Origin of the sequence: Legionella rubrilucens, from assembly GCF_001468125.1 — a bacterium.
In the GTDB taxonomy this organism is placed as follows: domain Bacteria; phylum Pseudomonadota; class Gammaproteobacteria; order Legionellales; family Legionellaceae; genus Legionella_C; species Legionella_C rubrilucens.
The window spans coordinates 36,950-60,756 of record NZ_LNYT01000020.1; the positions used below are offsets into that span (position 1 = coordinate 36,950).

Genomic DNA, 23,807 nt, shown 5'->3' on the forward strand with positions numbered 1-23,807 from the left:
CATTTGCGGTACCAAGACTTTACAAGCAAGTGGGGGCTTTGTTAGCCTGTTTTATTGATCATTGACTGCAACCCGCTTATGAAAATGACCTTTTCGCTGGGCTCTTTTCTTTTCACCCTCTGCATTCAGGCTTTTGCGTTTTCCTGCCATGAGGCTCAGCCCATTATTCAAAAACCAATTCAGTTTGATAAAGAGCGCGTGGCGCTGACGCGCGACTATCAATTGCATCATTACGGCATTGACTCCGAGTCCATCGCCATTGAGCCTAAGATGATTGTGCTGCATTGGACAATGTTGCCGACCATGGACATTGTTTTTCGTCTGTTTAATCCGCCCGCCTTGCCAAAAAATTCGCCGCGGCGTAACGAATTACCGGGCGATTTAAACGTGTCGAGTCATTTTCTGGTGGATAAAGACGGCCGCATTTATCAATTGATGCCTGAAACCTGGATGGCGAGACACAGCATTGGCTTAAACCATTATGCCATTGGCATTGAAAATGTCGGAGGTGTCGATGGGAAGGACGATCTCACTGAAGAACAGGTTCGCGCCAATGCGTTTCTCGTTTGTTACCTCAAAACCAAATACCCTCAAATCAAGAATGTGATTGGCCACAATGAGTATTTAAATTATAAAAATACTCCCTTATGGCTGGAAAAAGATCCTAATTATTTTACTGATAAAACCGACCCGGGTCCCACCTTTGTCAACAGGGTAAAACAACGCATTGCCGCTTCCTAAAGGTAACGATAGCGCAACAGGTAGTGTTTTTGCCATTGCAGCCCGTTGTCTTTTGCGATAACCCGGAGCGATTTGACCTGCTTGGCGGACAGCAGCGGGTCCCTGCCAAAGAGCAAAGCAAATTCCTTGCTGTTTTCGATGAGAGGAGACAGCAGAAAACCAGATTTAGCCATACCGGCAATCAGGCGATAGTGTTTTTTATGGCCATTGGTTAATTCAAGCTCTATGGCCAGTGCTGAGGGCTTGTACAGCCAGGTCAACAGATGCCCCAGCCAATTGGCCTTGATGTCTATCGCCACAAAAACAGGTTGTTTGTTTGAAGGCAGAGTGATGGTTTCACCCAGCATGTGCGTTTCAGTGACAGTGAAGGGCAGCGGTTTTGCGGGTTGGCGCTGTTTTTTTAAAATTAAAAAATCCTTCACTAAAGAAACAGGATAATAGGCAGTGAGTAACCCAGGCCAGGAAGCCCCGTCTTCCAGAGAGGGAAGACGCTCATCAAGAGGCTCTATTTTAAACACAATGGTATCCGGTGCTTTTGCTGCCAGATGACTTGCATTCTTAAGTGCCATGGCTTCTGAAAAAACCGAATAACTTTGAAAAACCGGCCGTGGTGACCACTGTGCCCCGGAGGCAATTAAAAAATTCTGTTCAAATGAATAAATATCGCTTTTTCCTGGCAAAGGGGGGAATTTGACCAGGTTAGCCAGGTAATCCTTGAGTAAATAAAAATCCTTTTCCCGCCAATGCCTGTCGGCAATATCCATTTTCAAGGCGGATAAGACATTGCTGTACGTTACCCTCAAATAGGTTAAGGGAGCATAAGGGGTAAACCCCGTCAGAATATAAAACCAGGCCAATACCGCCAACAGCATCATGGGTAAGAGCCGGGTGGACTGTATGACGGTCGGCAGCAGAAAAGCCGCCATCAGGATGGCGGTGGCGGCGATTAACGAATGGCCGAAATGCCGGACAAATCCTGCCTTAAACGCACAAAATAAAAACAGGCCCAACAGGGCGGTAAGAAAAGCCTTATCAATGCCTTTCAGGTCAGGTTGTTTGACAATGAGCGTCAACAAGGTCATGGCAGTGATCAGGAAGGCGAAGACTTCCCAGCCATTTCCAGGCGAAGCCATGGCTTCGCTGTAGCCCATGGCCAATTCGATTGAACGCCAGAGGTACATGGGCAGGTGGGCAAGGGACTGATTGGCTAGGCACCAAAACACGGCCAGGGCCAGAAGCAATACAATCCAAAGGGTTAGAAGGGTTTTGTGCTGTTTTTTCAGGAATAAATAAAGACTGGTGCTTAAGAGAACGAGCAGGGTAAACAGCAGCAGGGTCCCTTTAACGAGTGTCAATAAAGCCAGGGGGGCGGTTGTCAGCGCCAGCAGGTTTCGCGCGGGAGCATGGTCTTTAAATACCGCTAAACCCAGGAGGAGTGGGTAAGAAAGCAGCAGGGCATCGCGTGAATAAATCATCATCAGGAACAGCAACGCCAGGGCACACCGCCATCGCCAGGCGATGCCGCGCGTTAAGACCATCAATAACAGGCCATAGCTTAGGGCAAGGTAAAGACAACCGCCATACATAAGATAGGCGGTATCCGGGTGATATGCTTTTGTGTAAATGGCCGAATAAGGCCCCAGTGTAAAGACAATGTCCTGCCCAAAAATCAATCCCTGGGATACGGCCTGGTTAAGCGCTAAGGCCCAGGATGCATCAATGGTTAGTCCTGGCATGACCGGTGAAAAGGGGATAAAAAGCGGTAAAAGCAGGAGCAGCAACAAAGCGTTAAAGCCCCAGAGGAGCCATGGTTTGTGAACTGCGGGTGAATCCATATCCTGTCCTGTAATAGCCGTTGCAGGCCTTATTATGCCAGAGATTGTCTAAAATGCTCGCTGTGAAATGCGCTTAAAGGATGGTTGCAACAGCGTTACAAATTGATTATAAATCGCTGCCCACGTTAAACTATTGCCCCTGTAAATGGAAGGATTTCGTCATGCCAAAATTCACTGAAGCCTTGTTGGCTGCAACCTACAAGAACGGCAAACCCAGCGGTGCACTGACGGAAGTGCATGCCAAAGCGGAACATCACCGCTTTAAAAAAGACTATCTTTTTAAAGACAAGGCGATACCGAAGGCAGTGTATGCTTCTCGCCTGATTCAACATTATTTAATTATCCAAAGCCTGGAAATGCATCTTCAAGCGCTGTCTACAGAAAAAGAATCAGCCCTTAGTGCCTTTTTTATTTTATCTTACTTAAACGAACTATGGCGAACGCCGGCCATTGAAAGGGATTTGCAGCAATTGGGTATTAATCCAAAAGAAATAAGGGCGAGTGAGGTTGCTCCTGCAACAACGAAGTACCTCGAAAAAATTAACAATGCGTCGCCGCAGGCACTACTGACTCATTTTCTGGTGCATGTCGCGGGGTTTATGCATGGCGGTAATATCATTCTCAACAAATACATTAAACCCAGTAATGAATTGACCGATTATCAAATCTCAAGCCATCAATATGATTTCTCCGCTGCCTTCCCCCGCTTGCCGGAAAAAAGCCGTTCAACCCTGGGACTGTACCAGGATATGATGACGCATCTTGACACGAAACTGGTGTTTTCATCGCATGACTATGACGAGGTTGTCAAGGAGGCCCTGTGTGTTTACGAAGCCATGACCGGGATTTATGACGACTTATGTGAGATGCATGCCCGTCAACCGCTTGTTTCAACCTCGTCAATTGCCAAGGTCGGCGTCAGTTTAATTGTTGTCGCCTGGGTATTAAAATGGCTCTTTGATCTATTCAATCCAGTCGCCAATAGCCTGCCGGCAGTCACTCCTTAATGGTTGTTTCCTCTGCGGTGGCTTTTGCAGGCCACCCTGTCTTTCCTTTGCTGAAGTCAAATTCCGCTTTAAAAGGTAGTTTTTACTGGTTTACGAAACACCCAATCTCTCACATCATAGCGCCACTTGAGATTAACACAGGCAGGCAGGGTTCAAGAGGAACGTTGCAGGCATAAAAACTAATCTCAGGTGCTAACTGCCTGGCAGCAATGGAATAGTGCCAGGCTTCACCAACTACGAAGGAGTAATTTTATGGAAAAAAACAACGAGCGAGTCCTGGCTTATTCAATGGCTAAACCATTGTCCGAAAAAGAAATGATGGACGTGGCTGGCGGTGCAGCTAACTACACCACAAGACACACCTTTCGCGTGACAGGAGGTACAGGGCCCTCTGCTGATGTGGCCTATGATGTAAGCGTCGATTGGTAACTAACAACACGGGGTCGTAAGGGGCCCCGTGTAAAAAGCGACAGGGATTTTACATGAAGTTTTTAATCTTGACGGAGCCTGACGACAGTCACGCGATGTGTGTTAAATTGGCATTGGAAAAAACGGGGCATGATGTTCGATTGCTCTTTACGGCAGATTTACCCACCAAACAGAAGAACTCGGTTTACATTGATAATGTCAGTTATGAGTGGAAAAGCACGGATGCCGAGCTATGCGTACGCGATAATTATTATGATGTCGTTTGGTGGCGCCGTGCGCGCAAACCTTTTTTGCCAAGGGAGGCTGTGCATCCTGACGATTACCATTTTGTGTTACGTGAAAATATTCTTTTCCATGAATCCATTACCAATAATCTGGCACCCAAAGCCTGGTGGGTTAACAGTAAGGAAGCGGCACTGAGAGCCAACTCCAAACTTCTCCAGTTGAAATGGGCTGTGCAGTGCGGGTTAACCATTCCATCCACCCTGTGCTCGAATGATCCTAGGGATATAAGGTATTTCCTGTTAAAACATGAGGACCAGGGCGTCATCTACAAACCGCTTTGTTCCAATGTCTGGTTTGAGGAAAGGGCGCTTAAAATTGCTTATACCACCAAAGTGGCTTTTCTGGATTTACCCAGTAATAAATTGCTGCAACTGGCGCCAGGGCTCTTTCAGAAAGAGGTCAAAAAGAAATACGAATTGCGCGTGACTTGTTTTGGCGATTACCTGGTCGCGGCCAAATTAAACTCTCAGCAGCATGATGAAGGACGCGTTGACTGGCGTGCCATTCCTGACGGCCGATTAACCATCGAACCGTATTCATTGCCAACCGAGATCGAAAACAAAATCAGGCATTTTATGAAAAAAATGGGACTGGTATTTGGTTGCATTGATTTAATTGTTTCTACCGATGACCAGTATGTTTTCCTCGAAGTGAATGAGCAGGGGCAGTTTTTATGGATCGAAGACGTAAATCCTGCATTTCCCATGCTGGATCTTTTTGTCCAATTTCTGACGAATCAGTCCGTTCATTTTGTCCCAGCCAGTCAAACGCCCAGGCATTGGGTTAACGATTATGAGCGGGAGGCGAGCGAGTGGATGGACCGAAACATCAGGCAACATGTCGAACTCAATACATTAAAAATAAACCAGGGGCAACGACAACATGCTTAAATCATTAAGTATTTTTTGTATTCTTTTTCCGATGGTCTTATCAGCTAAAACGACAATCGATTTGTTTGGCGACGAGGGAAGCCAGGCTGAGCGTGTATTGAAGCAATACAGTGGGCCAATAATGGCCCTGGAGGAATCCTTGCATGAGTTGCTGGTAACTGATCAATTGCAAGCGCACCCCGAGAAGCTTAACGAGGTGGGAGAGCGAAAAAGAGTATTGGTTAACAAGATAAAAAAGGATTACGGTTATGCCTATGTAGATGTATCGACAGTCAACTATTCGAGCGATTCTGTCTATATCACCATTGAAGTGATTCGCAAAGAGCAGCCTCATCGTCTTAAGTTTATTGATGATCACAGGCCCGTGACGCACAGAGCCACCAAAGACCTCATCCATGACATGGAGAGGTACAATGAGCTTGGTACAACTTTATTTTTAAATGATCAATTAAATCCCGAAAAACTGGATTGCCCCTTCTATCACTGTACCTGGGGGTTTGAGCATCCAAAATTAAAACCGTTCCATGCTCAATTTCAACAGGGGGTCAGTGCACAGAAATCATTGATCCTCGAAACACTTCATGCCGATCCGGATCCGGAAAGACGTGCGGCGGCTGTGTTTTTAGTCGGGCATTTTGATAATCCTCAGGAAATTATTGATTTGTTGGTACCGCATGTCCTCGATAATGACAGCGGCATCCGTAATAATGCCATGCGTGTGATAGGGACGACATTGACTAAATACAAGACGGCACATGTCAACATCGATCCTTTCCTTCATTTGTTATCCTCGCCTTATGATACGGATAGAAACAAATCCTTGTTGGTGCTGTTGCAGGTTTGTGATGCCAATCGACAAAAAATGATTCAGGAAGGCAAAGAGTCCCTGTTGGCTCTGTTGGCATTAAAACAACCTAACAATCATGAGCCGGCCTATCAGATTTTGAAAAAAATCAGCGGTAAAAATTACAGTGATACCGATCTGAAATCATGGAAAGCCTGGGCTGATTCTGTTCAGGCCACGAATTAATAACCATTGAGTGTGCCCCAATGAGTCAATTATTCAGGCAGGAAGTCTTTGATTTCAAAAAAACTAAAAATCTTGGTCCGGTCTTCATTAATATTCCTTTTAATGTTTATGTCCTGTCATTTGGTATGGCGTTCATTTTAAGCCTGATGATCCTGTTCCTGTATTTTGCCGAGTATTCAGAAAAATACATGGTGAATGGCTATCTGGATTACTCCAAAGGGCTTATTCAGATTTACTCCGGCAAAAGCGGACTGATAGTCAAGGGACAGGTGAAAAGTCATCAACATGTCAATCAAGGGGATGTTTTATTTAAAATAGACACCTCTTATTCGGATGCGCCCAGTCAAAATAAAATACTGAGCCGTCTTAACCGTCAAACACGGCGGCTTAGTCAAGACATCATGCGGATTAAAAATGAACTATTGGTTCTCAAGCCCCTGCTGGCAAAAAAATACATTTCAGTTGACGTGTATAACAACAAAAAAGACCGCCTTAACGAGTTAAGAAATAAGAAAAATCAGTTGGAAATTGAACGCATTGAGCATCAAAAACGAAATGCTTACCTTATTCGGGCACCGATTAACGGCAGGTTGACCGTTATTCATTATCAGGCGGGGCAGCAGATCAGTCCTTCTGACGAGTTGGTAAAAATTATTCCAGACAACACCGATCTCATTGCTGAAATTCAGGTCCCTGTCAAACACGCCGGGTTTATGGCCAGAAATGATCCGATTACGCTTCGTTACGATGCTTATCCTTATGAGCGGTTTGGTACTTACCCGGCGATCATTAAAGACATTGATCCGGTGATTAGTCTCGATAAGACAGGGCCGCATCCACTGGAAACACGTGAGCCCTATTACAAGGTGCAGGCTAAGCTGGGCAGTCAGTTTGTGACGGTCTATGGTCGGAAAAAGGGTTTGCAGCAGGGGATGACCTTTTCTGCTGTGATGACAGGCACACGTAGAAAAGTCTGGCAATGGATTTGGGAACCCATTGACCATTTTATGGGGAGTTAAGTGATGAATTCAAAGCAGCTCAATTTTAAGTGGCAACTGCGTACTGCGCTTCCTGTCATTTTTCAGGATGAAACCGCGGAATGCGGTCATGCCTGTGTGGCGATGGTCAGCAATTATCACGGCCATGAATTGAATCTACCTGCGTTAAGGGCACTATCAAAACCGTCCAGCCGGGGTACCACCTTACTGGATATTACGCGGTTACTGACCAGGCTCGGGTTTAGAACCCGAGCTTTACGTGTCCCTCTGGAAGAACTCCATTTCATTCAGTGTCCTGCGATTCTGCATTGGGATTTAAATCATTTCGTTGTATTAAAACAGGTTAAAAAAGGGCATGTGATTATTCATGATCCGGTGAGTGGTGTGAAAAAATGCAAGATGGAGGAGCTATCAAAATCCTTTACCGGCATCGCCCTGGAAATTGAAAAAGAGGCCGACTTTAAGACCATAAGAAACAATCAATCGTTGACGCTTACCCATCTGGCGTCCTCCATTCATGGTGTAAAAAAATTCATTACGCTCCTTCTTTTCTTTTCGGCGTTCATTGAACTATTCAATCTGATTAATCCCCTGTTTATGCAATTTGTAACTGACAACATCATCAGTACCCACAATGCCCACAATTTGTATTTCATTGCCTTCGGGTTTGCGCTATTGGTTTTTATGCAAACAGTGGCTGAATACATTCGCGGTCATGTGGTGATTTATGTCGGTAATCACCTGACCGAGCAGTTTTCCTCCAATATTGTGCGGCATATTCTCAAATTGCCGTTGGATTTTTTTGAAAAAAGACACAAGGGCGATGTCCAGTCCCGTTTTCAATCGATTGAAGACATTCAACAAAAGATCAGTACCGATTTTATCAATACACTTTTTGATGGTTTAATGATCGCAATTAATCTGACTGTCATGGTATTTTACAGTATTCAGTTGACTGGCATTGTGCTGGTTGCCTTAGCGTTGTATGTCCTTTTCCGCCAGACCAGTTATCATTTTTTAAAAAAACAAACCGAAACGTCGATTGCGCAGCATGCCAAAGCCTCATCTGCTTTTCTCGAAACTCTCCATGGGATTTTACCAATCAAAGCGTTTTTAAAAGAACAGACCCAATTCAACACCTGGCGAAACGCATTCATTGCCTCGTTGAATGCGGATATCCGGATTGCGCGTGTGAATCTCATTTACCGTATTCTCAACCAGTTTCTGTTTCATATCGAACATATTATTGTTGTCTGCGCAGGCGCATCATTGGTATTGGCCAACCAGTTTTCATTAGGCATGCTCATGGCTTTTCTGGCTTACCGGTTGTCTCTGGTGAATAAAGCGTCCACGTTTATTCAGAGTTGGTTTGATTACAGACTCATCGCTCTCCAACTCCATCGTTTAAGCGACATTGTCTTTCAGGAGCCTGAAGAAATAAGTCGGGGAAAAGGCGAGCTTGAACACATCAAAGGTTCACTCCGCATGCAGGAGGTCAGTTTTCGATATAATCCGGAAGGAGAGGATGTGATAAGCCATCTTAATTTAGACATTAAAGCCGGAGAAAAAGTGGTCATTACCGGCGCCTCCGGTTGCGGCAAATCCACTTTCTTAAAAGTGGCCATGGGCCTTTTAAACAAAACGCAGGGCGAAATTTTTATTGATGGCAAACCCCTGCATGAGTTCGGTATCCATAATTTAAGGCAAATTTCTGCGTCAGTCATGCAGGATGATGTGTTACTCAGTGGTTCGATACTCAATAATATTGCTTTTTTTGATGAAGCCATGGATTTGGAGCGCGTGCATGAATCGGCTAAGCTCGCTTGTATTCACGAAGAGATTGAAGAGTTTCCCATGGGTTATGAGACGTTGGTCGGCGACATGGGCTCTACGCTTTCCGGTGGACAAAAGCAGAGAATACTCCTGGCGAGGGCCTTGTACAAACAACCCAAGATTCTCTTTCTTGATGAGGCCACCAGCCATCTGGACATTGAAAACGAAAGAAGAATAAACCAGTCGCTTAATCAACTTGCTATAACCCAGGTTGTGATCGCTCATCGGCCAGAAACGATTAAAATGGCAGACAGGGTGATCCATTTGCAAGGTAAAAAGTCGTTACAGCCATTTTTTCCTCTTGAAGTAAAAGAATGGCAGCCAGGCTGAAATGACCATCAGCAGGATGGCGAGAGGGTAGCCGACGTACCATTCAAGCTCCGGGATATGCTTAAAGTTCATGCCATAAATGCTGGCGATAAGCGTTGGGGGGAGAAAAAGTACAGCCGCCACGGTAAAACTCTTAATGATGTTATTCTGTTCAAGTGTAATCATACCCAGTGTGGCATCGTGCAAAAAGTTAAATTTGGTTGAGAGAAAGGCAGAGTAATCGCTTAAGGAGCTCACGTCTTTGCCAATGGTTGCCAGGATTGATTTCATGTTACCTGACAGCTTGACGTTGTCAGCCTGACTTAAAAAGGAAATCAACCGAGTAAAGGACATCAGGCTTTCCCGGGCTTTGGCACCTAAATCCCCATAAGCGCCGATCATGGCGATAATCTTTTTATAACTGATGTCTTTGGCGGTGCCGATTCGCTCCGTTTGCCGGAAAATCAGCGCGGATGTTTTATCCAATTCGTGGCTGATTTTTTCAAGAATGTCAGCGAGCCGATCAACGGCTGCCTCAAGAAGACCAATCAGCAAGCCTGCGGAGGTGGGTTTGCTGTATTGCAGCAGGCGTGATTTGAATAAACTGAATGCATGGAGTTCAGTGTAGCGAAGGGTCATTAAAATTCGATCGCTTAAAATGAACGTGACCACGTCAGTCTGTACTTCCGGGGATTCTGATTTGGCAACCATCGTGGCTGTCATGAACAGGGTGCCATTTTCGGCATAAAGACGGCTCGACACCTCGATTTCTTCAACTTCGGTTTTGGTTGGGATATTAATGTTAAAAAAACCTTCGAGAAGCGTTTCCTCTTCGACGGTTAAATCCAATAAATCAAGCCATACCGCTTGTTGAAGGCGGTGAGGATTACTCAGGTTTAATGTTTCTGCTTGTAGTCCTGATTCAGTATTAAAATGGATAATGACCATTTCTGTTTTTTTTTAAGAAAGGATGGAAATAGCATACGTTTATCTTGGGCTGTACACAAACCCTTTGCACAGGAGAAAGTATGGGTGTTATGGCCTAAAGACCAATGACTCTGTTTTTTTCTGAAAACAGTTTAAACTCTGAGTTTTGCAAGGAATCGTTGATGTATGCAAGGATTGTGAGCTTATTGATGTTCACCCACATTGCTCTGGCTACTCCCTGGATGACGGGCCCATTGTTAGCGCCTTCAGGGAAGACTATTCCTCCTGGCCATTTCAATATCGAGCCTTATGGCTTTTATACGGTTTATCCTCAGGATTTCAAAAATATTGAGGTCATGCCGATTATCAGTGCCGGCATTAATGATTTTATGGATTTGCAGACTTCCCTGCCGATTGATTACAGTTGGGCGCGTGGTCAACGCAGCGGTGGAATTGGTGATTACAGTCTGGGGCTGGGTTTTCAGTTAATAAGGCAACAGGAAAACCCCAGGTGGCCGGATGCCCGCCTGATCATCCAGCAGGTCTTTCCCACCGGCCGCTTTGAGAATCTCCACCCAGATAAGCGAGGCACCGATCAAACCGGCTCAGGTTCGTATCAAACTTCGCTGGCCTTAACGCTGCAGCGGTTATTCACGTTACCCAATGAACATTATCTGCGTACGCGGCTTAATTTGACAGTGACTTTGCCAAGCGATGTCACGGTGCATGGACTCAACGTGTTTGGCGGCAGTGTCGGCACATCGGGAACGGTGACGCCGGGAGATAATTATGCAGCCGATCTTGCTTTTGAATACTCGCTAAGCCAACATTGGGTGGCTGTGTTTGAAACCCTGTACAACAACAGTTCTTCGTCCAATTTTAACGGCAACCCGGGTTTCACGCCAGGCGCGTCAGTCGGCGGCCCCGGCGGCAATAATGCGTCCCTGGCCCCTGCGCTTGAATATAATTTTAATGCCAATGTCGGCCTTATTGGCGGCGTATGGTTCTCAGTCACAGGTCCGCACGCGGCTAAATTTGCAGCCTACACCGTAGCGGTTAACTGGTTTATTTAATAATAATGAGGTCATGATGAAAAATTTGACGTGCATTCTGCTTATCCTGGGCAGTGCTGCCGCCTTCGCGGCGCCTTGCGACACCAAGCGTGATTTATTGCTTGATAACAGCGAAACCAAAGTCTGGCGATCAACCCTTTGCCCTAACCAGCAGTTACCTTATCACACGCATGAGCATGCCAGAGTCGCTATTCCTGCAGAGAATGGTATGCTTAAAGTAATCTATCAATCCGGTAAAACCGAGGTGATTCAGCTTAGAAAAAATCAACCGATTTTTCTGGATAAAGCGCAAGGGAAAGAAGCTCACCAGGATGTCAATATCACTCAGAAAATTCTGCACATTACGGTAATCGAGCTCAGTAAGGATTAATCGAGTTCATCGGACAAGGTGCTTTACCATCGCCTTGTCCGATGAATGGCTCTGCCTGACAGCAATCATTAATGCCGGTTGCAGTTGCCGTGCATTGCAGGCATGAGCTATAATTTAGATGTGTTTATATTTTAGTCAATTGCGAGGCTAAAATGGACATTTATCAGAAGACCGCCCTCGTCAGCCGCTATTTTCAATTGCAGCAAAAGTTTCACAGTTATTTTATTCTGGAAAATACGCATCCAGCCGATGAAGAAAACATTGAAATCAGTTTAAAAGAAACGATTAATGATATTAAACAGTACATTAAACCCCAGGAAATCCATTCATTAATTAATCTGACCTTTGATAAGTTATTTCTAGCCAATCCCATTGAAAAATCGCGTTTTCTGGAGTTTGAAGCCAATGCAGAGCAATTGATTACCCTGCTGGCTAATCAGGAGAAAGAAAACACGCATTCAAAGGCTTTCTGGGTCACTGTTTTATGTGGGCTGCTGATCGTGACCCTGCCGTTTATAGGCTTGATTTACAACGGTTGGGTGAAGCATTTTTCGCAAAAACAGATTTTGCAGCAAGGGAGCCTGGCTCGTAAACCCCCAACACCTTTTCAGCCCAGGAAGCAGGCTTCCAAGGCCGAGGAAAAGAAGAACGCTGCGACTTCGCCGGAATCAGAATGGCAAACACTGCAGCAGGTGCAGCAACTCCATTTAAAGGTCATGATTCACAACATGACAAAAGCCCGTAATATCCTCTTGCATCAGGATCCGTTTCAACTCGATGATGAGGAACTGGATTTTACTTACAAATCCCATGAAGAAGCCTGCAAAGTGTTGAGTAAAACCCCGCCTAACCGCTACACATTCGAAAGTTTAACTGGCGGCAGTTTGATTGAAGATTTTGAAAAAGCCATCGACAAATTGAACAAGGATAATCTGACGTCGGGGATGACTAAAAATGTCATGCCCTTTTCTTCCCGCGCAAAACATTAACATCCGAGCTGCAACGTATTATAGTTAGTGACTTTCACCAACAAGGAACTGGTTTGAAATCAGGCAAATTACCCGATTATGCCGTCAGAATAATCAGCAGCTTGTTCATTGGATTGATGGTTGGGCAAGCCATGGCGGCTTTACCCACTCACGACATGCAGGTCTGGGCTAACCTCACTGCCAACGGCCCGTTGAGTTCAAAAACGCCAAAAATCAAATACTGGCTCGAGGCGCAGCCGCGTTTTGGCGAGGATGTGTCAAGGTTGTCGCAAGTGTTGTTGCGGCCAGGCCTGGGGTATGCCTTGACGCCAACCACCAGCATCTGGGCAGGCTATGCCTGGATTTATACCACCTTGCCTTTCGCAAGTCCGTCATTTGATGAAAACCGCACCTGGCAGCAACTGTTATGGAGCCGAAAGTTCAATACCGTTCGTCTAGTCAGCCGTACACGGCTGGAGCAACGCTTCATTCAACAGAATATTCATGTCGCCTGGCGTTTGCGGCAGTTTTTTAAAGCGGAAATTCCTTTGCCGAAACAACCGGCATTCACGGGGATTGTGAGCAATGAAGTGTTTATCCACCTCAATGATTTTAATCGTAACAACAACCAGGGTTTTGATCAGAACCGTTTTTTTGTGGGTGTCGGTAAAGAACTCACTCGTCATGTGAAAGCCGAGGCGGGCTATCTTAATCAGACAATAAGGCGTGTGAATTCTGCCGATTACAGCGGCAATTACCTGTCCCTGAATGTATTATGTAATTTTTAGGCTGATCTCATGGTCAGGCGGAGACAGCAATCCGGATAAGCACAATGAGTAACAATTATTTTGAAAGCCCTTTCAAAGGCATCCCTTTAAGCGAACAAGTCACCAACCCCAATATCCTTGTTGGCCGTTACAGTTATTATTCAGGCTATTACCATGGTCATTCTTTTGATGACTGTGCCCGTTATTTAATGCCGGATGAGGACAATGTCGACAAGCTCATTATTGGCAGCTTCTGTTCTATTGGCACGGGTGTCTCGTTTATGATGGCGGGTAATCAGGGGCATCGGATGGAATGGATCAGTACCTTTCCTTTTTTCTACACCGAGGAGTCTGTGTTTGCCGAAGCCCTGGATGGGTATCGTCCTGCCGGCGATACGGAGGTTGGCCATGACGTGTGGATCGGTGCGGAAGCCATGATTATGCCGGGGATTCAAATCGGCCATGGCGCAATCATAGGCAGCCGTGCTGTTGTAACACGACATGTTGAACCGTACAGCATCGTCGCTGGCAATCCGGCGCGTCTTATCCGTAAACGGTTTAATGACCACGACATTCAGCGATTGCTGGAAATGGCCTGGTGGGATTGGCCGACTCACCGCTTGTCGGAGGCAATGAAATGGTTATGTGCCAGCGACATCGAGGCGCTTTATACTTTCTGGCAATCGTGGCGCACTTGAAATGTCAAACGAATGGTGTTAAAAACCTGACCATGACTTTGGATGCATTTTTGGTGAAATTTTTGTCAAAATGCGGTAGAATGGCATTCCTTCTCACTGGATGTCCATGACAATGACGTTAAACGGTTTAGTGTTTCTCTTTATGGTTATCAATGGCTTAATACATACCGACGTGCACACGGTTAAGCTCGGTGATACGCCGGTTAAAATCGTAAAACAGCAGGGCAAGGGAAAAACCTTTGTGCATTTGCATGAGAATGAAACCACGGCACTCATGGCTGCTCAATATTATGTCAACAAAGAAGGCGGTACCCTCATCACATTGAAACACTCCGGCCAGCGCAATATTGTTTTCCATCTGCACAAGGTGAAATATGAATTTGACCCTAACCGTATTTTCACAGAAACGGGCATTAAAAAAACCTTGCAGCAATACGGGCACTATTCGTTGGCAGCCCACCAGGAAGTGAGCCGGTTTGCTTCGGCGATAAAACACTTAATCCCCAAAGGCAAAGTGATTGCCGTCCATAACAACAGGGACTATTCCATTCGTGAATATTTTCCAAAACATCCGTTGGCCGGGGATGCCAAAGCCATTAATTACCATCCCAACAGCAATTACCGCAATTTTTATTTTGTCACGCAGCCGCGGGAATTTGAACGGTTGAAGAAACTTCAATTCAATGTGGCTCTGCAGTCGCCCAAAGCCCAGGATGATGGGTCGCTGTCGTATTATCTGGGTACAAAAAATTACATTAATATCGAATCCGGTTACGGCCAGTTGAGCGCACAGCTTAAAATGCTTTATCATGCCTGACGGCTTGGCATAGCCCTCTTTTCAAGATAGGATTAAACTTTTGCACAGGGTAGGACGAATGGAGCAGCTTGACGAGAAAGTGACATCGACACAGACAACGATACAGCAGCAGATAGTGCAACTCAGTGCGCATCTGAATGAGCGTATCCTCGGGCAAAAAGCCTTGGTCTCACGGTTGCTGATAGCCCTGCTGGCGGATGGCCATCTGCTGGTCGAAGGCGCTCCCGGACTGGCTAAAACCCGGGCGGTCAAAGAATTATCTGCGTTGATTGAAGGCAGCTTTCATCGTATCCAGTTTACACCGGATTTACTGCCCGGCGACTTAACCGGTACCGATGTGTTCCATCCGGAAAATGGCTCGTTTGTGTTTCAACCGGGTCCCATTTTTCATCATCTCATCCTCGCCGATGAAATTAACCGTGCCCCCGCCAAGGTGCAATCGGCCTTGCTGGAAGCGATGGCAGAACGCCAGGTCACCATCGGCGGCAAAACCTATCCTTTACCGGAATTGTTTTTGGTGATGGCGACTCAGAACCCGATTGAGCAGGAGGGGACTTACCCCTTGCCTGAAGCCCAACTCGATCGGTTTTTGATGTACGTTAAAATCGGTTATCCGGATGCTGAAGTTGAGCATGATATTTTGTCATTAGCCCGTAAAGAAGCCCTCGGGGTGGATGGCGGCCAGCATAAATCAATAGAACCCTTGACCCAGCGCGCCTTGTTTGAAGCACGCAGGCACGTGTTAAAAGTCCATACCAGCAGCGCACTTGAACATTATCTGGTGCAATTGGTGGTTGCTACCCGAAACCCTGCTTCCTACAGTGACGAGTTGACCCGCTGGCTTCGATTTGGTGCAAGCCCCAGAGCGACGATTGCGCTTGATCGCTGCGCCAAAGCGCATGCCTGGCTTGCCGGACGTGATTACGTGACGCCTGAAGACATCCATGTCATTGCCCATGACGTGTTGCGTCATCGAATTCTGCTGAGTTTTGAAGCGGAGGCCGAAGGTGTCAACAGTGATGATTTCATTGATGTTTTATTGCGTCTGGTGGCAGTCCCTTAGGAGGTTCAATGACCGACGGCGTTATTGCTCCCCTTAATGAACTGATCGATTTAAGGCGGTATGCACGCAAAATTCATTATAAACCCGGCCACAGTACCGTGAGTGCAGGCAGCCATTTGTCCAGACTGCGCGGCCGCGGCATGGATTTTTCGGAAGTAAGAAATTATCAGGCCGGCGATGAAATACGCCACATGGAATGGCGGGTAACCGCCCGCACAGGTCGTCCCCACATTAAAATTTATCAGGAAGAGCGTGAGCGTCCGGTGGTTATCCTGTCGGATTTTAATCCCTCCATGTATTTTGGTACCCGCGTGGCGTTTAAATCCGTGCTGGCCGCCCGTTTAGCCGCTTTAATTGCCTGGACTGCAGTCAGGCAGGGTGACCGAGTCGGTGGTCTGGTTTATTCGGCCAGTCGACATGATGAATTCATGCCGCGCAGCCGTGAAGCGGGGATTCTACCCTGGCTTGCTTCCCTGAGCGACTACACGAGCCAACGGATTAGCACCGCAAAAGAAGAACCGCGCCTGTTGAGCGACGCCTTGCTGCGTCTGCGGCGGGTGACTCGGCCGGGCAGCATTTTAGTGTTAATCAGCGATTTTTATCATGTGGATGCCGACAGCGAAAAGCACTTGAGTCGGCTGCGTGCTCATAATGATATTTTAATCTATCACATCTGCGATGCGCTGGAGTTAAATCCGCCAAAGCCGGATGTGTATGCGATCACCAACGGTGGAGAGGAAATTTTAGTCGATACCCGCATCCATCGTGTCAGTGAGGACTACCGTCACTATTGCCAGCAGCGATTATTGAATCTGCAAGCGCTGTGCAAACGCCTGCAGATTCAATGCGTGACTGTCACGGCGGAGCAGGACCTGGCCCAGGTGGTGAGACAGACTTTCCCACGGAGGTCACGTGACTGAGCCGCAACCGCTTAGCCAATTGCGCGATATCCATTTACCGGATCCGGTGAGCTGGTGGCCTCTGGCGCCAGGGTGGTATCTTTTAATGGGGGTAGCCCTTATCGGCTTGATGGTATTGACCGGGGTTATTTACCGGTACTATGCCAATGGCCGGGCCAAACGGCAGGCGTTAAAATTGCTGGCGGTCTATCAGCAGGATTATTTACGTGAAGGCGACAGCCAGTCAGCCAGCGCCAAAGTGTCTGAGCTGTTACGCCGTGTGGCGCTGGTTTATTTTCCGCGCGAACAGGTAGCCAGTCTCAAAGGCGAAGAATGGCTCGCTTTTTTAAACCGGACGGGGAAAAACATCAATTTCAATGCCGTGCGTGACTGTTTACTGGAATTACCCTATCAAATGCAGGGCGATGTGAATGTCAAACCCTTGCTTTCACGTGCAAAAGCCTGGATACAACAAAGGGGAGCGCCATGTTCCAGTTAGCCCAGCCCTTAATCCTTCTGTTGTTACCGCTGCCGATTCTGATTTGGTTCGTTGTGCCCCGGGCTGTTTTAGCGTTGCCTGCGGCCCTGCAGGTGCCTTTTTATGATGCCATGTATTCCATTGTGCAACAGGAAAAACGCTTGCTTGCCAGTCAGGTGCGTTCGGGGTTGTTTTTAGCCATCTGGATTTTGCTGGTGGGTGCGGCGGCCGGCCCGCGGTGGGTCGGGAATCCTCTCCCCTTGGAAAGGGAAGGACGTAACATCATGATGGTCCTTGATATTTCCGGCAGTATGGAATTAATGGACATGATACTGGATGGCCGGCCAGTGAACCGCTTGACCGTGGTGAAGCGCAGCGCGGAACAATTCATCAGCGAACGGGCGGGGGATAAAATTGGTCTGATTTTGTTTGGTACCCGTGCCTACCTGCAAACGCCATTAACCTATGATCTCCACAGTGTATTGATGCGTATCGAAGATGCCACCATTGGTCTTGCAGGGAAAACCACCTCCATTGGCGATGCCCTGGGATTGGCTGTCAAACGCCTGCAGAATGTCCCGCCTCAGGGACGGGTGATCATTTTATTAACGGATGGCGCCAACACCTCCGGCATGCTGTTGCCGCTAAAAGCCGCCGAGTTAGCGGCTGCCGATCACATCAAAGTCTACACCATTGGTCTTGGTTCCGAAGGCAATGTGCAGTCATTGAATAATGTGTTTTTAGGCATGGGCACAGGATCTGATCTGGATGAAGACACCCTTAAGAAAATTGCCGAAGTAACCGGAGGTCATTATTTTCGCGCCACCGATCCTCAATCGCTGCAGTCTATTTATGAAAAAATCAATCAATTGGAAACCATTTCCCAGGATGAGGTGAGCATAAGGCCCGAGCAGGATTATTATCCCTGGCTGCTCGCTATCGCCCTGGCCTTGTTTTTATACTGGTTTGCCGAGCAGGCGGGAATGTTCCGGTTTATCAGGAGGAGTAGCCCCCTGAAGGAGACTCACCATGCTGGCTGATCTGCATTTTTTGCGGCCCTGGTGGCTGCTGGCTCTAGCGCCGCTCTTGATACTCGCCGCTCAATTGTGGCGCAGTAACGCCCGACTGGATGCCTGGTCTTCCGTGTGTGATCGCCATTTGTTATCCCATTTAATTGTGTCAAAAGGAGACAACAAACGGCATGTCGCCATCCTGTCTCTTTTTTTAAGCGCTTTATGCCTTATCATCAGTCTGGCCGGCCCTGCTTTTCAAAAGTTGCCTGTGCCATCCTATCACCGCATACAGCCCCGCGTTCTGGTTTTAGATATGTCGGATGCCATGCTGGAACGGGATTTGACTCCGGACAGGCTAACGCGTGCCAAATTTAAATTGCATGATTTGTTTTCACGGACTGACATCGGCCAAACCGGGTTAGTGGTGTATACCGGTGAACCCTTTATCGTGTCACCCTTGACGGACGATGCTCAGACCATCGACTCCCTCCTGTCCTCCTTAACGCCGGATATTATGCCGGTAGGGGGGCAAAAGCTGGATACTGCCTTGCAGCAGGCTGGGCAGTTGATAACGCAGGCAGGATTTAATCAGGGCCAGATTCTGGTCTTGACAGCCGAGTCGCCGAGTAGCGAAGCCATTAAAGAAGCAGCCAACCTCGCCAAACAATCTGTTTTTACTTCGGTCATGCCGGTTGTTGGCGGGAATGCGTCCATTAATCCCCTTTTTCAGGAACTGGCAAATGCAGGCAAGGGACTTGTTATTCCTTTTAGCGACAATGCCAGTGACTTGGAGCATTGGCTGAATGCTTCCTCAGGAGGCCAGCAATACAATCTGGATGAACAAAACTTAATCCCGGTCTGGCGTGATGACGGGCGCTGGTTTTTAATTCCGGCCTTGCTCTTTTTATTGCCGGTATTCAGACGGGGTTGGTTACAAAGGATAGAATCATGAGAGCTGGGCTATTTTCGATCCTGTTGTTGAGCAGTGCCATGGTTCATGCGTTCAGTTGGCAGGATTTGTGGGCGACGGATGACCAGCAGGCCCAGACGCTGATGAACAAGGGGCAATACAAAAAAGCTCAGGAACGCTTTCAACAACTCGACTGGCAGGCGGCTGCGGCTTACCGTGCCGGTGATTATGAAGCGGCGGCTCAACAGTTCGGCGCTTTGGAAACCCAACAGGGTTATTATAATCAAGGCAATGCCTTAGCGCATATGGGGCGATATGAGGAGGCTATTAAAGCGTACGATGAAGCCTTGAGAATCAATCCCGGTGACGAAGATGCTTTGCATAATCGTCAGGTTGTCGAAGACTTGTTGAAAAAGGATAAGGAAAAGCAGCAAAACCAGCAGGCCAATAATCAGCAGAATCAGGAGCAGCAGGGTAATAACCAGCAAAATCAGCAGAATCAGGAGCAGCAGGGTAATAACCAGCAAAATCAGCAGAATCAGGATCAACAGGGCAACAATCAGCAGGACCAGCAGAATCAGGATCAACAGGGCAACAATCAGCAGGCTAAGCAGAATCAGGATCAACAGGGTAACAATCAGCAGGCTAAGCAGAATCAGGATCAACAGGGTAACAATCAGCAGGATCAGCAAAATCAGGATCAGCAGGGCAACAATCAGCCGATGAAACAGGATAAGTCTCAGCAAACGCAGCCTGCCCGCCAAGCGCAGCAGGATAAAAATAAACAGGCGGATGACACGCTTAAACAAGCAGAAATTAACAAGCAACAATCAGCAGAAAATCGCGAGAAGCAACAGGCGAAAGAGCAAATGTTAAATTTGATTCCCGATGATCCGGGTGGGCTGATGCGGGAAAAATTCCTGCGGGATCATTTAAAAAGAAAACGAGGGTGGTATCAATGAGACGAGGTTTGATTCTTATCAGCTTAACCTTCTGGCTGGGACTCACGCAGGCTGCAGTGACCCTTCAGGTGGATGCTCAAAAAGTGCATATGGGGCAACCCTTCCGGTTAACCTTAACCCTGGATGACGAGGCCGGCCTACCTGACTTAACCCCGTTACGCAAGGATTTTACCGTTGTGGGAACCGAGCGCAGCATTAATTACACGGTCATCAATGGTCAGGCGCGCTCAGTGAACCAATGGATAATTCTGCTCATGCCGAAACGCACCGGCATGCTGACCATCCCGTCCATTCGCGTGGGGCAGGAGCAGACCACGGCAACCAGTGTGGACGTGACGGAAAACAAACCCGATGAAACGCAGTCCATGGATGAGCCTAAGGACATCATGTTGCTTACCGAGGTAAGCGATGAACACCCTTATGTCAACCAGCAGGTGATTTACACCGTCAAATTGTATTACAACCGTCGACTGCTTGACGCCGATTATCAGACACCGGAAATCAGTGACGGCTTGCTGGTTCCCCTGGGTGAAGGCCGGCGCTATCAAAAGTCCATTAACGGCATTGCCTATGCAGTGGAAGAACAGCAGTATGCCCTGTTCCCGCAAAAGAGCGGTCCCTTAAAAATCAAGCCCCCTGTTTATAATGCCCTGGTCGCGGATGTCATACCCAGACGTACCAGCGTCAAAGCGAAGGCTACCACCCTGATGGTCAAGCCCGCGCCTGCCAATGCCGGTACGGATTGGTTTCCGGCCAAAGAGGTTCAATTGACGGAAACCTATGATCAACCGTCCCTCACGTTAAAGCAGGGCGATACATTGACGCGCACCATTACCGTACAGGCGACAGGCGCTGCAGCACAGCTGATGCCGCGGCTTAATGTACAAAAGAGCGATCAATACAGTATTTATCCTGAAAAACCGATTGAAAAAACCACGTTGCAGGCCGCAAATCTGGTTGGCACGACGACGATCAAGGTCACTTACCTGCTCAATAAATCAGGAAAAATTGTTATCCCGGAATTGAAACTGCCCTGGTTTAATACGGTCACTCGCCGGGCCGCGGTAGCAACGTTGCCGGCACGCACACTGGACGTCGCTTCATTCGGCGGCAACGCCAATACAGTCCCTGCGGCATCAAGCGTCCTGCCAAAAACATCGTCCTCGCCGGCTATTGTCAATCCGGTTAAAGCATCCAGTCTTAAGGGGGAACAAAGCAATTCGCTGGCCTGGATTATCGCAGCCCTGTTTGCGCTGGCATGGGTGGTTACACTGCTTCTCTGGTGGGTAAAGCAAGGACAGCCTTCGGGGCGGGGGCGGCTTGCGGCAAGTCGGAAAAAATTACGTGAAGCCTGTCTTGCCAATGATCCTCAGGCAGCTAAACACGCTTTGCTGGAATGGGCTCATTTACAATGGCCCAATGAAACAATACTCACTGTAAACGATGTAGCACGTCTCGTGCGTGATCCGGGACTGAAAAGGCAGTTGATGCTGTTATCGGAAGTGCTGTATCAACCGGGGGCGCAGGTTTGGAAAGGTGAACCGCTCTGGCAGCGGGTAATGACGATGAAAAACAATCAGGGCACCCCAAAGAAGACAAATCCCTTACCCCCCATTAATCCATCGTGACCGGAACAATGGACATAAAGGATTACTGTCGGCTGGATGCCCATGCGTTGGCTGCAAAAATAAAGGCAGGCGAAACCACCCCGGAGGAGGCAATGGATTGCGCGCTAACGCGTCTGCGGCAGGTCAATCCGTCACTGAACGCCATTGTCCACGAGTGCAGCGGCTGGGCCTTGGATCGGTTAGAAACCATGCAGGGCGATGAACCCTTTTATGGTGTGCCGGTGGTGGTAAAAGATTTGGGATTTACCTTAAAGGGCGTTCCGTTTACTGCAGGCTCTCGCTTCTTTGCCGGTACAGTGCCTCAGGCCAACAGTGATTACATTGATAATCTGCTGTCGCTTGGCATGTTGCCCTTTGCGACCACCAATACCCCGGAGCTTGGTTTGTCTTTTGTCACCGAGTCCGCGTTACATGGTCCGGCAAAAAATCCCTATGATCCTGCTTTAACACCCGGCGGTTCCTCCGGGGGCTCAGCGGCTGCGGTAGCGGCAGGCATTGCCCCGGTGGCCACTGCCAGCGATGGCGGCGGCTCAATCCGTATTCCAGCGGCCTGTTGCGGCTTATTTGGTTTTAAACCGACGCAGGGGCTTATCTCATTGGGGCCCTGGGTAGACGAGTCCTGGTCTGGTTTAAGCGGTCAACACGTGATAACCCGTACGGTGCGCGATTCAGCTCGGGTATTTGCCCATCAGTCACGGTATCAAAGACCGATAATACCCGCTATTCCGTCACGGCCAAAAACTGTGGTTCTGGTACCCGGGGCCTTTACACCGGTTCCGATCGAACAACCCTGTCTTTCAGCCGTGGACATCATGCGTCAGCAACTGCAAGCGCTGGGTTATTCTGTCATCGAACAGGAACTGTCGCTTGATTTGGAGTTGATTAATCAATGTGCTCTGATTTTGATTACTGCCAATACGGCTGCTGTGATTGAAAGCCAGCAACAGGTATTGGGACGGAAGGTGAAAAAACAGGAATTGGAGTCAGCGACCTGGGCGTTTTATCGGGAAGGAAAGGCTATCAAGGCGACGCAACTTATTCAGGCCCGCACTCAGCTTTACCGTTGCCTGCGTCCACTGCATGCCTTACTGAATGACGCGGCGTTTCTGTTGACCCCGGCATTAGCCCAATTGCCGCTCAAAATCGGTAGTCTCATCTACACCAATGATCTCAAGGCCTATCTTGAGCAAGGCCGTGCGTTCTCTCCGTTTACCCCGTTATTTAATCAGGCCAACTTACCCGCGATGACATTGCCTGTCATGTACCATGGCCAATTGCCTGTCTCGGTACAGATTGCCTCAGGAAGGTGGCGTGACTGGTCATTGCTGGCTCTGGCAGAGCAATTGGAACCCGCCTTTCCCTCGTTCTTCCCGCCATTTTCCTGATGGAAAGCGAATTCAGCAATGCGCTTATTAACTGGCAGCATTGAAGAAATATTTTCTAGGCGACTCGCTATTTATTTCCTGCTGGAGTATAATAACAAGACTTGGTTGTTTTCTATATCTCAGCGGAAAATGTTACTCTCGTGAAAATCCCTCTTTGAATATCAAGTGACGAATTATCGCGTAAAGTCCCATTGTGATGGCTTTGATTAGGCAACTCCAAGTGTGTGTTTAATTTTATTTGGAAAATATAAATGTCCGCTATAGTAGAAACTGGCCACGTCAAGTGGTTTAATGATGATAAAGGTTATGGCTTCATTAGCCGCGATAATGGTCAAGACGATGTTTTCGTCCACTTCCGCTCCATCAAAAGCGAAAGTGCCGGACGCAGAACATTAGTTGAAGGTCAACGTGTACAGTTCACCGTCAGTAAAGGCCCTAAAGGATTACAAGCAGAAGAAGTGTCTGCCATCTAATCCTGTCGTTTCTACCCAT

The 23,807-nt window shown here is 47.7% G+C and carries 24 protein-coding genes; 22 read left to right on the forward strand and 2 right to left on the reverse strand.

Annotation, left to right across the window (positions count from 1 at the left end; all coding sequences use genetic code 11):
* The first annotated feature begins 84 nt into the window (after nucleotides 1-84).
* Entirely contained in the window at nucleotides 85-741 is a 657-nt protein-coding gene (locus tag Lrub_RS07925; protein ID WP_420324351.1) for an N-acetylmuramoyl-L-alanine amidase, read from the forward strand.
* Here the strand turns inward: Lrub_RS07925 and Lrub_RS07930 are convergent.
* On the reverse strand, nucleotides 738-2,576 hold the full coding sequence (locus tag Lrub_RS07930; RefSeq protein WP_058531654.1) for a hypothetical protein: 1,839 nt from the start codon (nucleotides 2,574-2,576) through the stop codon (nucleotides 738-740). The genes Lrub_RS07925 and Lrub_RS07930 overlap by 4 nt on opposite strands.
* A gap of 161 nt (nucleotides 2,577-2,737) precedes the next feature.
* On the opposite strand from Lrub_RS07930, the gene Lrub_RS07935 reads away from it, so the two are divergent.
* The 6 genes from Lrub_RS07935 (at nucleotide 2,738) to Lrub_RS07955 (ending at nucleotide 9,378) form a co-directional block, all read left to right on the forward strand.
* Nucleotides 2,738-3,583, forward strand: a complete 846-nt coding sequence (locus tag Lrub_RS07935) for a biliverdin-producing heme oxygenase (protein WP_058532253.1) — start codon at nucleotides 2,738-2,740, stop codon at nucleotides 3,581-3,583.
* A gap of 252 nt (nucleotides 3,584-3,835) precedes the next feature.
* Nucleotides 3,836-4,012, forward strand: a complete 177-nt coding sequence (locus Lrub_RS14770) for a hypothetical protein (protein ID WP_156413035.1) — start codon at nucleotides 3,836-3,838, stop codon at nucleotides 4,010-4,012.
* A 53-nt stretch (nucleotides 4,013-4,065) separates the two neighbouring features.
* Nucleotides 4,066-5,187 (forward strand): MvdC/MvdD family ATP grasp protein, encoded by a 1,122-nt coding sequence (locus Lrub_RS07940; protein ID WP_058531655.1) that lies wholly within the window; start codon nucleotides 4,066-4,068, stop codon nucleotides 5,185-5,187.
* A 31-nt stretch (nucleotides 5,188-5,218) separates the two neighbouring features.
* Entirely contained in the window at nucleotides 5,219-6,217 is a 999-nt protein-coding gene (locus Lrub_RS07945) for a HEAT repeat domain-containing protein (RefSeq protein WP_133134125.1), read from the forward strand.
* A 20-nt stretch (nucleotides 6,218-6,237) separates the two neighbouring features.
* Nucleotides 6,238-7,236, forward strand: a complete 999-nt coding sequence (locus Lrub_RS07950; protein ID WP_058531657.1) for an HlyD family secretion protein — start codon at nucleotides 6,238-6,240, stop codon at nucleotides 7,234-7,236.
* A gap of 3 nt (nucleotides 7,237-7,239) precedes the next feature.
* Complete coding sequence (locus Lrub_RS07955; protein ID WP_058531658.1) at nucleotides 7,240-9,378, forward strand: peptidase domain-containing ABC transporter; 2,139 nt, start codon at nucleotides 7,240-7,242, stop codon at nucleotides 9,376-9,378.
* Here Lrub_RS07955 and corA read toward each other — a convergent pair.
* The gene (gene corA / locus Lrub_RS07960; RefSeq protein WP_058531659.1) at nucleotides 9,331-10,305 is read right to left on the reverse strand and encodes a magnesium/cobalt transporter CorA; all 975 of its coding nucleotides are present in this window, start codon (nucleotides 10,303-10,305) and stop codon (nucleotides 9,331-9,333) included. The genes Lrub_RS07955 and corA overlap by 48 nt on opposite strands.
* Before the next feature lie 161 nt (nucleotides 10,306-10,466).
* Here corA and Lrub_RS07965 point away from each other — a divergent pair, with 161 nt between their 5' ends.
* The 15 genes from Lrub_RS07965 to Lrub_RS08035 all read left to right on the forward strand — a co-directional run bounded on the left by Lrub_RS07965 (nucleotide 10,467) and on the right by Lrub_RS08035 (nucleotide 23,788).
* Nucleotides 10,467-11,357 carry a hypothetical protein gene (locus Lrub_RS07965; RefSeq protein WP_082651498.1) on the forward strand — a complete coding sequence of 297 codons (891 nt, stop codon included), beginning with the start codon at nucleotides 10,467-10,469 and terminating at the stop codon, nucleotides 11,355-11,357.
* Nucleotides 11,358-11,370: 13 nt separating this feature from the next.
* A complete protein-coding gene (locus Lrub_RS07970; RefSeq protein WP_133134124.1) occupies nucleotides 11,371-11,727 on the forward strand; it encodes a cupin domain-containing protein in 357 nt (118 codons plus the stop codon).
* A 152-nt stretch (nucleotides 11,728-11,879) separates the two neighbouring features.
* Nucleotides 11,880-12,716 carry a hypothetical protein gene (locus tag Lrub_RS07975; protein WP_058531661.1) on the forward strand — a complete coding sequence of 279 codons (837 nt, stop codon included), beginning with the start codon at nucleotides 11,880-11,882 and terminating at the stop codon, nucleotides 12,714-12,716.
* A 53-nt stretch (nucleotides 12,717-12,769) separates the two neighbouring features.
* A complete protein-coding gene (locus tag Lrub_RS07980; protein WP_058531662.1) occupies nucleotides 12,770-13,483 on the forward strand; it encodes a DUF2490 domain-containing protein in 714 nt (237 codons plus the stop codon).
* A gap of 44 nt (nucleotides 13,484-13,527) precedes the next feature.
* Nucleotides 13,528-14,160 (forward strand): type B chloramphenicol O-acetyltransferase, encoded by a 633-nt coding sequence (gene catB, locus Lrub_RS07985; RefSeq protein WP_058531663.1) that lies wholly within the window; start codon nucleotides 13,528-13,530, stop codon nucleotides 14,158-14,160.
* 142 nt (nucleotides 14,161-14,302) lie between these two features.
* Nucleotides 14,303-14,977 carry a hypothetical protein gene (locus Lrub_RS07990; RefSeq protein ID WP_058532255.1) on the forward strand — a complete coding sequence of 225 codons (675 nt, stop codon included), beginning with the start codon at nucleotides 14,303-14,305 and terminating at the stop codon, nucleotides 14,975-14,977.
* Between the two features lie 58 nt (nucleotides 14,978-15,035).
* Nucleotides 15,036-16,040 carry an AAA family ATPase gene (locus Lrub_RS07995; RefSeq protein ID WP_058531664.1) on the forward strand — a complete coding sequence of 335 codons (1,005 nt, stop codon included), beginning with the start codon at nucleotides 15,036-15,038 and terminating at the stop codon, nucleotides 16,038-16,040.
* Between the two features lie 8 nt (nucleotides 16,041-16,048).
* Nucleotides 16,049-16,960, forward strand: a complete 912-nt coding sequence (locus tag Lrub_RS08000; RefSeq protein ID WP_058531665.1) for a DUF58 domain-containing protein — start codon at nucleotides 16,049-16,051, stop codon at nucleotides 16,958-16,960.
* On the forward strand, nucleotides 16,953-17,438 hold the full coding sequence (locus Lrub_RS08005; protein WP_058531666.1) for a DUF4381 domain-containing protein: 486 nt from the start codon (nucleotides 16,953-16,955) through the stop codon (nucleotides 17,436-17,438). Before Lrub_RS08000 ends, Lrub_RS08005 begins: the two co-directional genes overlap by 8 nt.
* The gene (locus Lrub_RS08010) at nucleotides 17,426-18,457 is read left to right on the forward strand and encodes a VWA domain-containing protein (RefSeq protein WP_058531667.1); all 1,032 of its coding nucleotides are present in this window, start codon (nucleotides 17,426-17,428) and stop codon (nucleotides 18,455-18,457) included. The genes Lrub_RS08005 and Lrub_RS08010 overlap by 13 nt, the downstream gene beginning before the upstream one ends.
* Entirely contained in the window at nucleotides 18,447-19,382 is a 936-nt protein-coding gene (locus tag Lrub_RS08015) for a vWA domain-containing protein (protein WP_058531668.1), read from the forward strand. The genes Lrub_RS08010 and Lrub_RS08015 overlap by 11 nt, the downstream gene beginning before the upstream one ends.
* Nucleotides 19,379-20,302, forward strand: a complete 924-nt coding sequence (locus Lrub_RS08020; protein WP_058531669.1) for a tetratricopeptide repeat protein — start codon at nucleotides 19,379-19,381, stop codon at nucleotides 20,300-20,302. The genes Lrub_RS08015 and Lrub_RS08020 overlap by 4 nt, the downstream gene beginning before the upstream one ends.
* Entirely contained in the window at nucleotides 20,299-21,930 is a 1,632-nt protein-coding gene (locus Lrub_RS08025; protein WP_065235740.1) for a BatD family protein, read from the forward strand. The genes Lrub_RS08020 and Lrub_RS08025 overlap by 4 nt, the downstream gene beginning before the upstream one ends.
* Nucleotides 21,931-21,938: 8 nt before the next feature.
* On the forward strand, nucleotides 21,939-23,315 hold the full coding sequence (locus Lrub_RS08030) for an amidase (RefSeq protein WP_058531671.1): 1,377 nt from the start codon (nucleotides 21,939-21,941) through the stop codon (nucleotides 23,313-23,315).
* Nucleotides 23,316-23,566: 251 nt separating this feature from the next.
* Nucleotides 23,567-23,788, forward strand: a complete 222-nt coding sequence (locus tag Lrub_RS08035; RefSeq protein WP_058531672.1) for a cold-shock protein — start codon at nucleotides 23,567-23,569, stop codon at nucleotides 23,786-23,788.
* Nucleotides 23,789-23,807 lie beyond the last annotated feature (19 nt).

What these genes read in the sequence shown, in the direction of transcription:
- Lrub_RS14770 (WP_156413035.1), top strand. Translation starts at nt 3,836, where the DNA reads ATGGAAAAAAACAACGAGCGAGTCCTGGCTTATTCAATGGCTAAACCA.
- Lrub_RS07975 (WP_058531661.1), top strand. Translation starts at nt 11,880, where the DNA reads ATGGACATTTATCAGAAGACCGCCCTCGTCAGCCGCTATTTTCAATTG.
- Lrub_RS08035 (WP_058531672.1), top strand. Translation starts at nt 23,567, where the DNA reads ATGTCCGCTATAGTAGAAACTGGCCACGTCAAGTGGTTTAATGATGAT.
- catB (WP_058531663.1), top strand. Translation starts at nt 13,528, where the DNA reads ATGAGTAACAATTATTTTGAAAGCCCTTTCAAAGGCATCCCTTTAAGC.
- Lrub_RS07955 (WP_058531658.1), top strand. Translation starts at nt 7,240, where the DNA reads ATGAATTCAAAGCAGCTCAATTTTAAGTGGCAACTGCGTACTGCGCTT.
- Lrub_RS07940 (WP_058531655.1), top strand. Translation starts at nt 4,066, where the DNA reads ATGAAGTTTTTAATCTTGACGGAGCCTGACGACAGTCACGCGATGTGT.
- Lrub_RS08025 (WP_065235740.1), top strand. Translation starts at nt 20,299, where the DNA reads ATGAGACGAGGTTTGATTCTTATCAGCTTAACCTTCTGGCTGGGACTC.
- corA (WP_058531659.1), bottom strand. Translation starts at nt 10,305, where the DNA reads ATGGTCATTATCCATTTTAATACTGAATCAGGACTACAAGCAGAAACA.
- Lrub_RS07925 (WP_420324351.1), top strand. Translation starts at nt 85, where the DNA reads ATGACCTTTTCGCTGGGCTCTTTTCTTTTCACCCTCTGCATTCAGGCT.
- Lrub_RS07990 (WP_058532255.1), top strand. Translation starts at nt 14,303, where the DNA reads ATGGTTATCAATGGCTTAATACATACCGACGTGCACACGGTTAAGCTC.
- Lrub_RS08015 (WP_058531668.1), top strand. Translation starts at nt 18,447, where the DNA reads ATGCTGGCTGATCTGCATTTTTTGCGGCCCTGGTGGCTGCTGGCTCTA.
- Lrub_RS08000 (WP_058531665.1), top strand. Translation starts at nt 16,049, where the DNA reads ATGACCGACGGCGTTATTGCTCCCCTTAATGAACTGATCGATTTAAGG.
- Lrub_RS08010 (WP_058531667.1), top strand. Translation starts at nt 17,426, where the DNA reads ATGTTCCAGTTAGCCCAGCCCTTAATCCTTCTGTTGTTACCGCTGCCG.
- Lrub_RS07945 (WP_133134125.1), top strand. Translation starts at nt 5,219, where the DNA reads ATGGTCTTATCAGCTAAAACGACAATCGATTTGTTTGGCGACGAGGGA.
- Lrub_RS07950 (WP_058531657.1), top strand. Translation starts at nt 6,238, where the DNA reads ATGAGTCAATTATTCAGGCAGGAAGTCTTTGATTTCAAAAAAACTAAA.
- Lrub_RS07970 (WP_133134124.1), top strand. Translation starts at nt 11,371, where the DNA reads ATGATGAAAAATTTGACGTGCATTCTGCTTATCCTGGGCAGTGCTGCC.
- Lrub_RS08020 (WP_058531669.1), top strand. Translation starts at nt 19,379, where the DNA reads ATGAGAGCTGGGCTATTTTCGATCCTGTTGTTGAGCAGTGCCATGGTT.
- Lrub_RS08030 (WP_058531671.1), top strand. Translation starts at nt 21,939, where the DNA reads ATGGACATAAAGGATTACTGTCGGCTGGATGCCCATGCGTTGGCTGCA.
- Lrub_RS07930 (WP_058531654.1), bottom strand. Translation starts at nt 2,576, where the DNA reads ATGGATTCACCCGCAGTTCACAAACCATGGCTCCTCTGGGGCTTTAAC.
- Lrub_RS07995 (WP_058531664.1), top strand. Translation starts at nt 15,036, where the DNA reads ATGGAGCAGCTTGACGAGAAAGTGACATCGACACAGACAACGATACAG.
- Lrub_RS07965 (WP_082651498.1), top strand. Translation starts at nt 10,467, where the DNA reads ATGTATGCAAGGATTGTGAGCTTATTGATGTTCACCCACATTGCTCTG.
- Lrub_RS07935 (WP_058532253.1), top strand. Translation starts at nt 2,738, where the DNA reads ATGCCAAAATTCACTGAAGCCTTGTTGGCTGCAACCTACAAGAACGGC.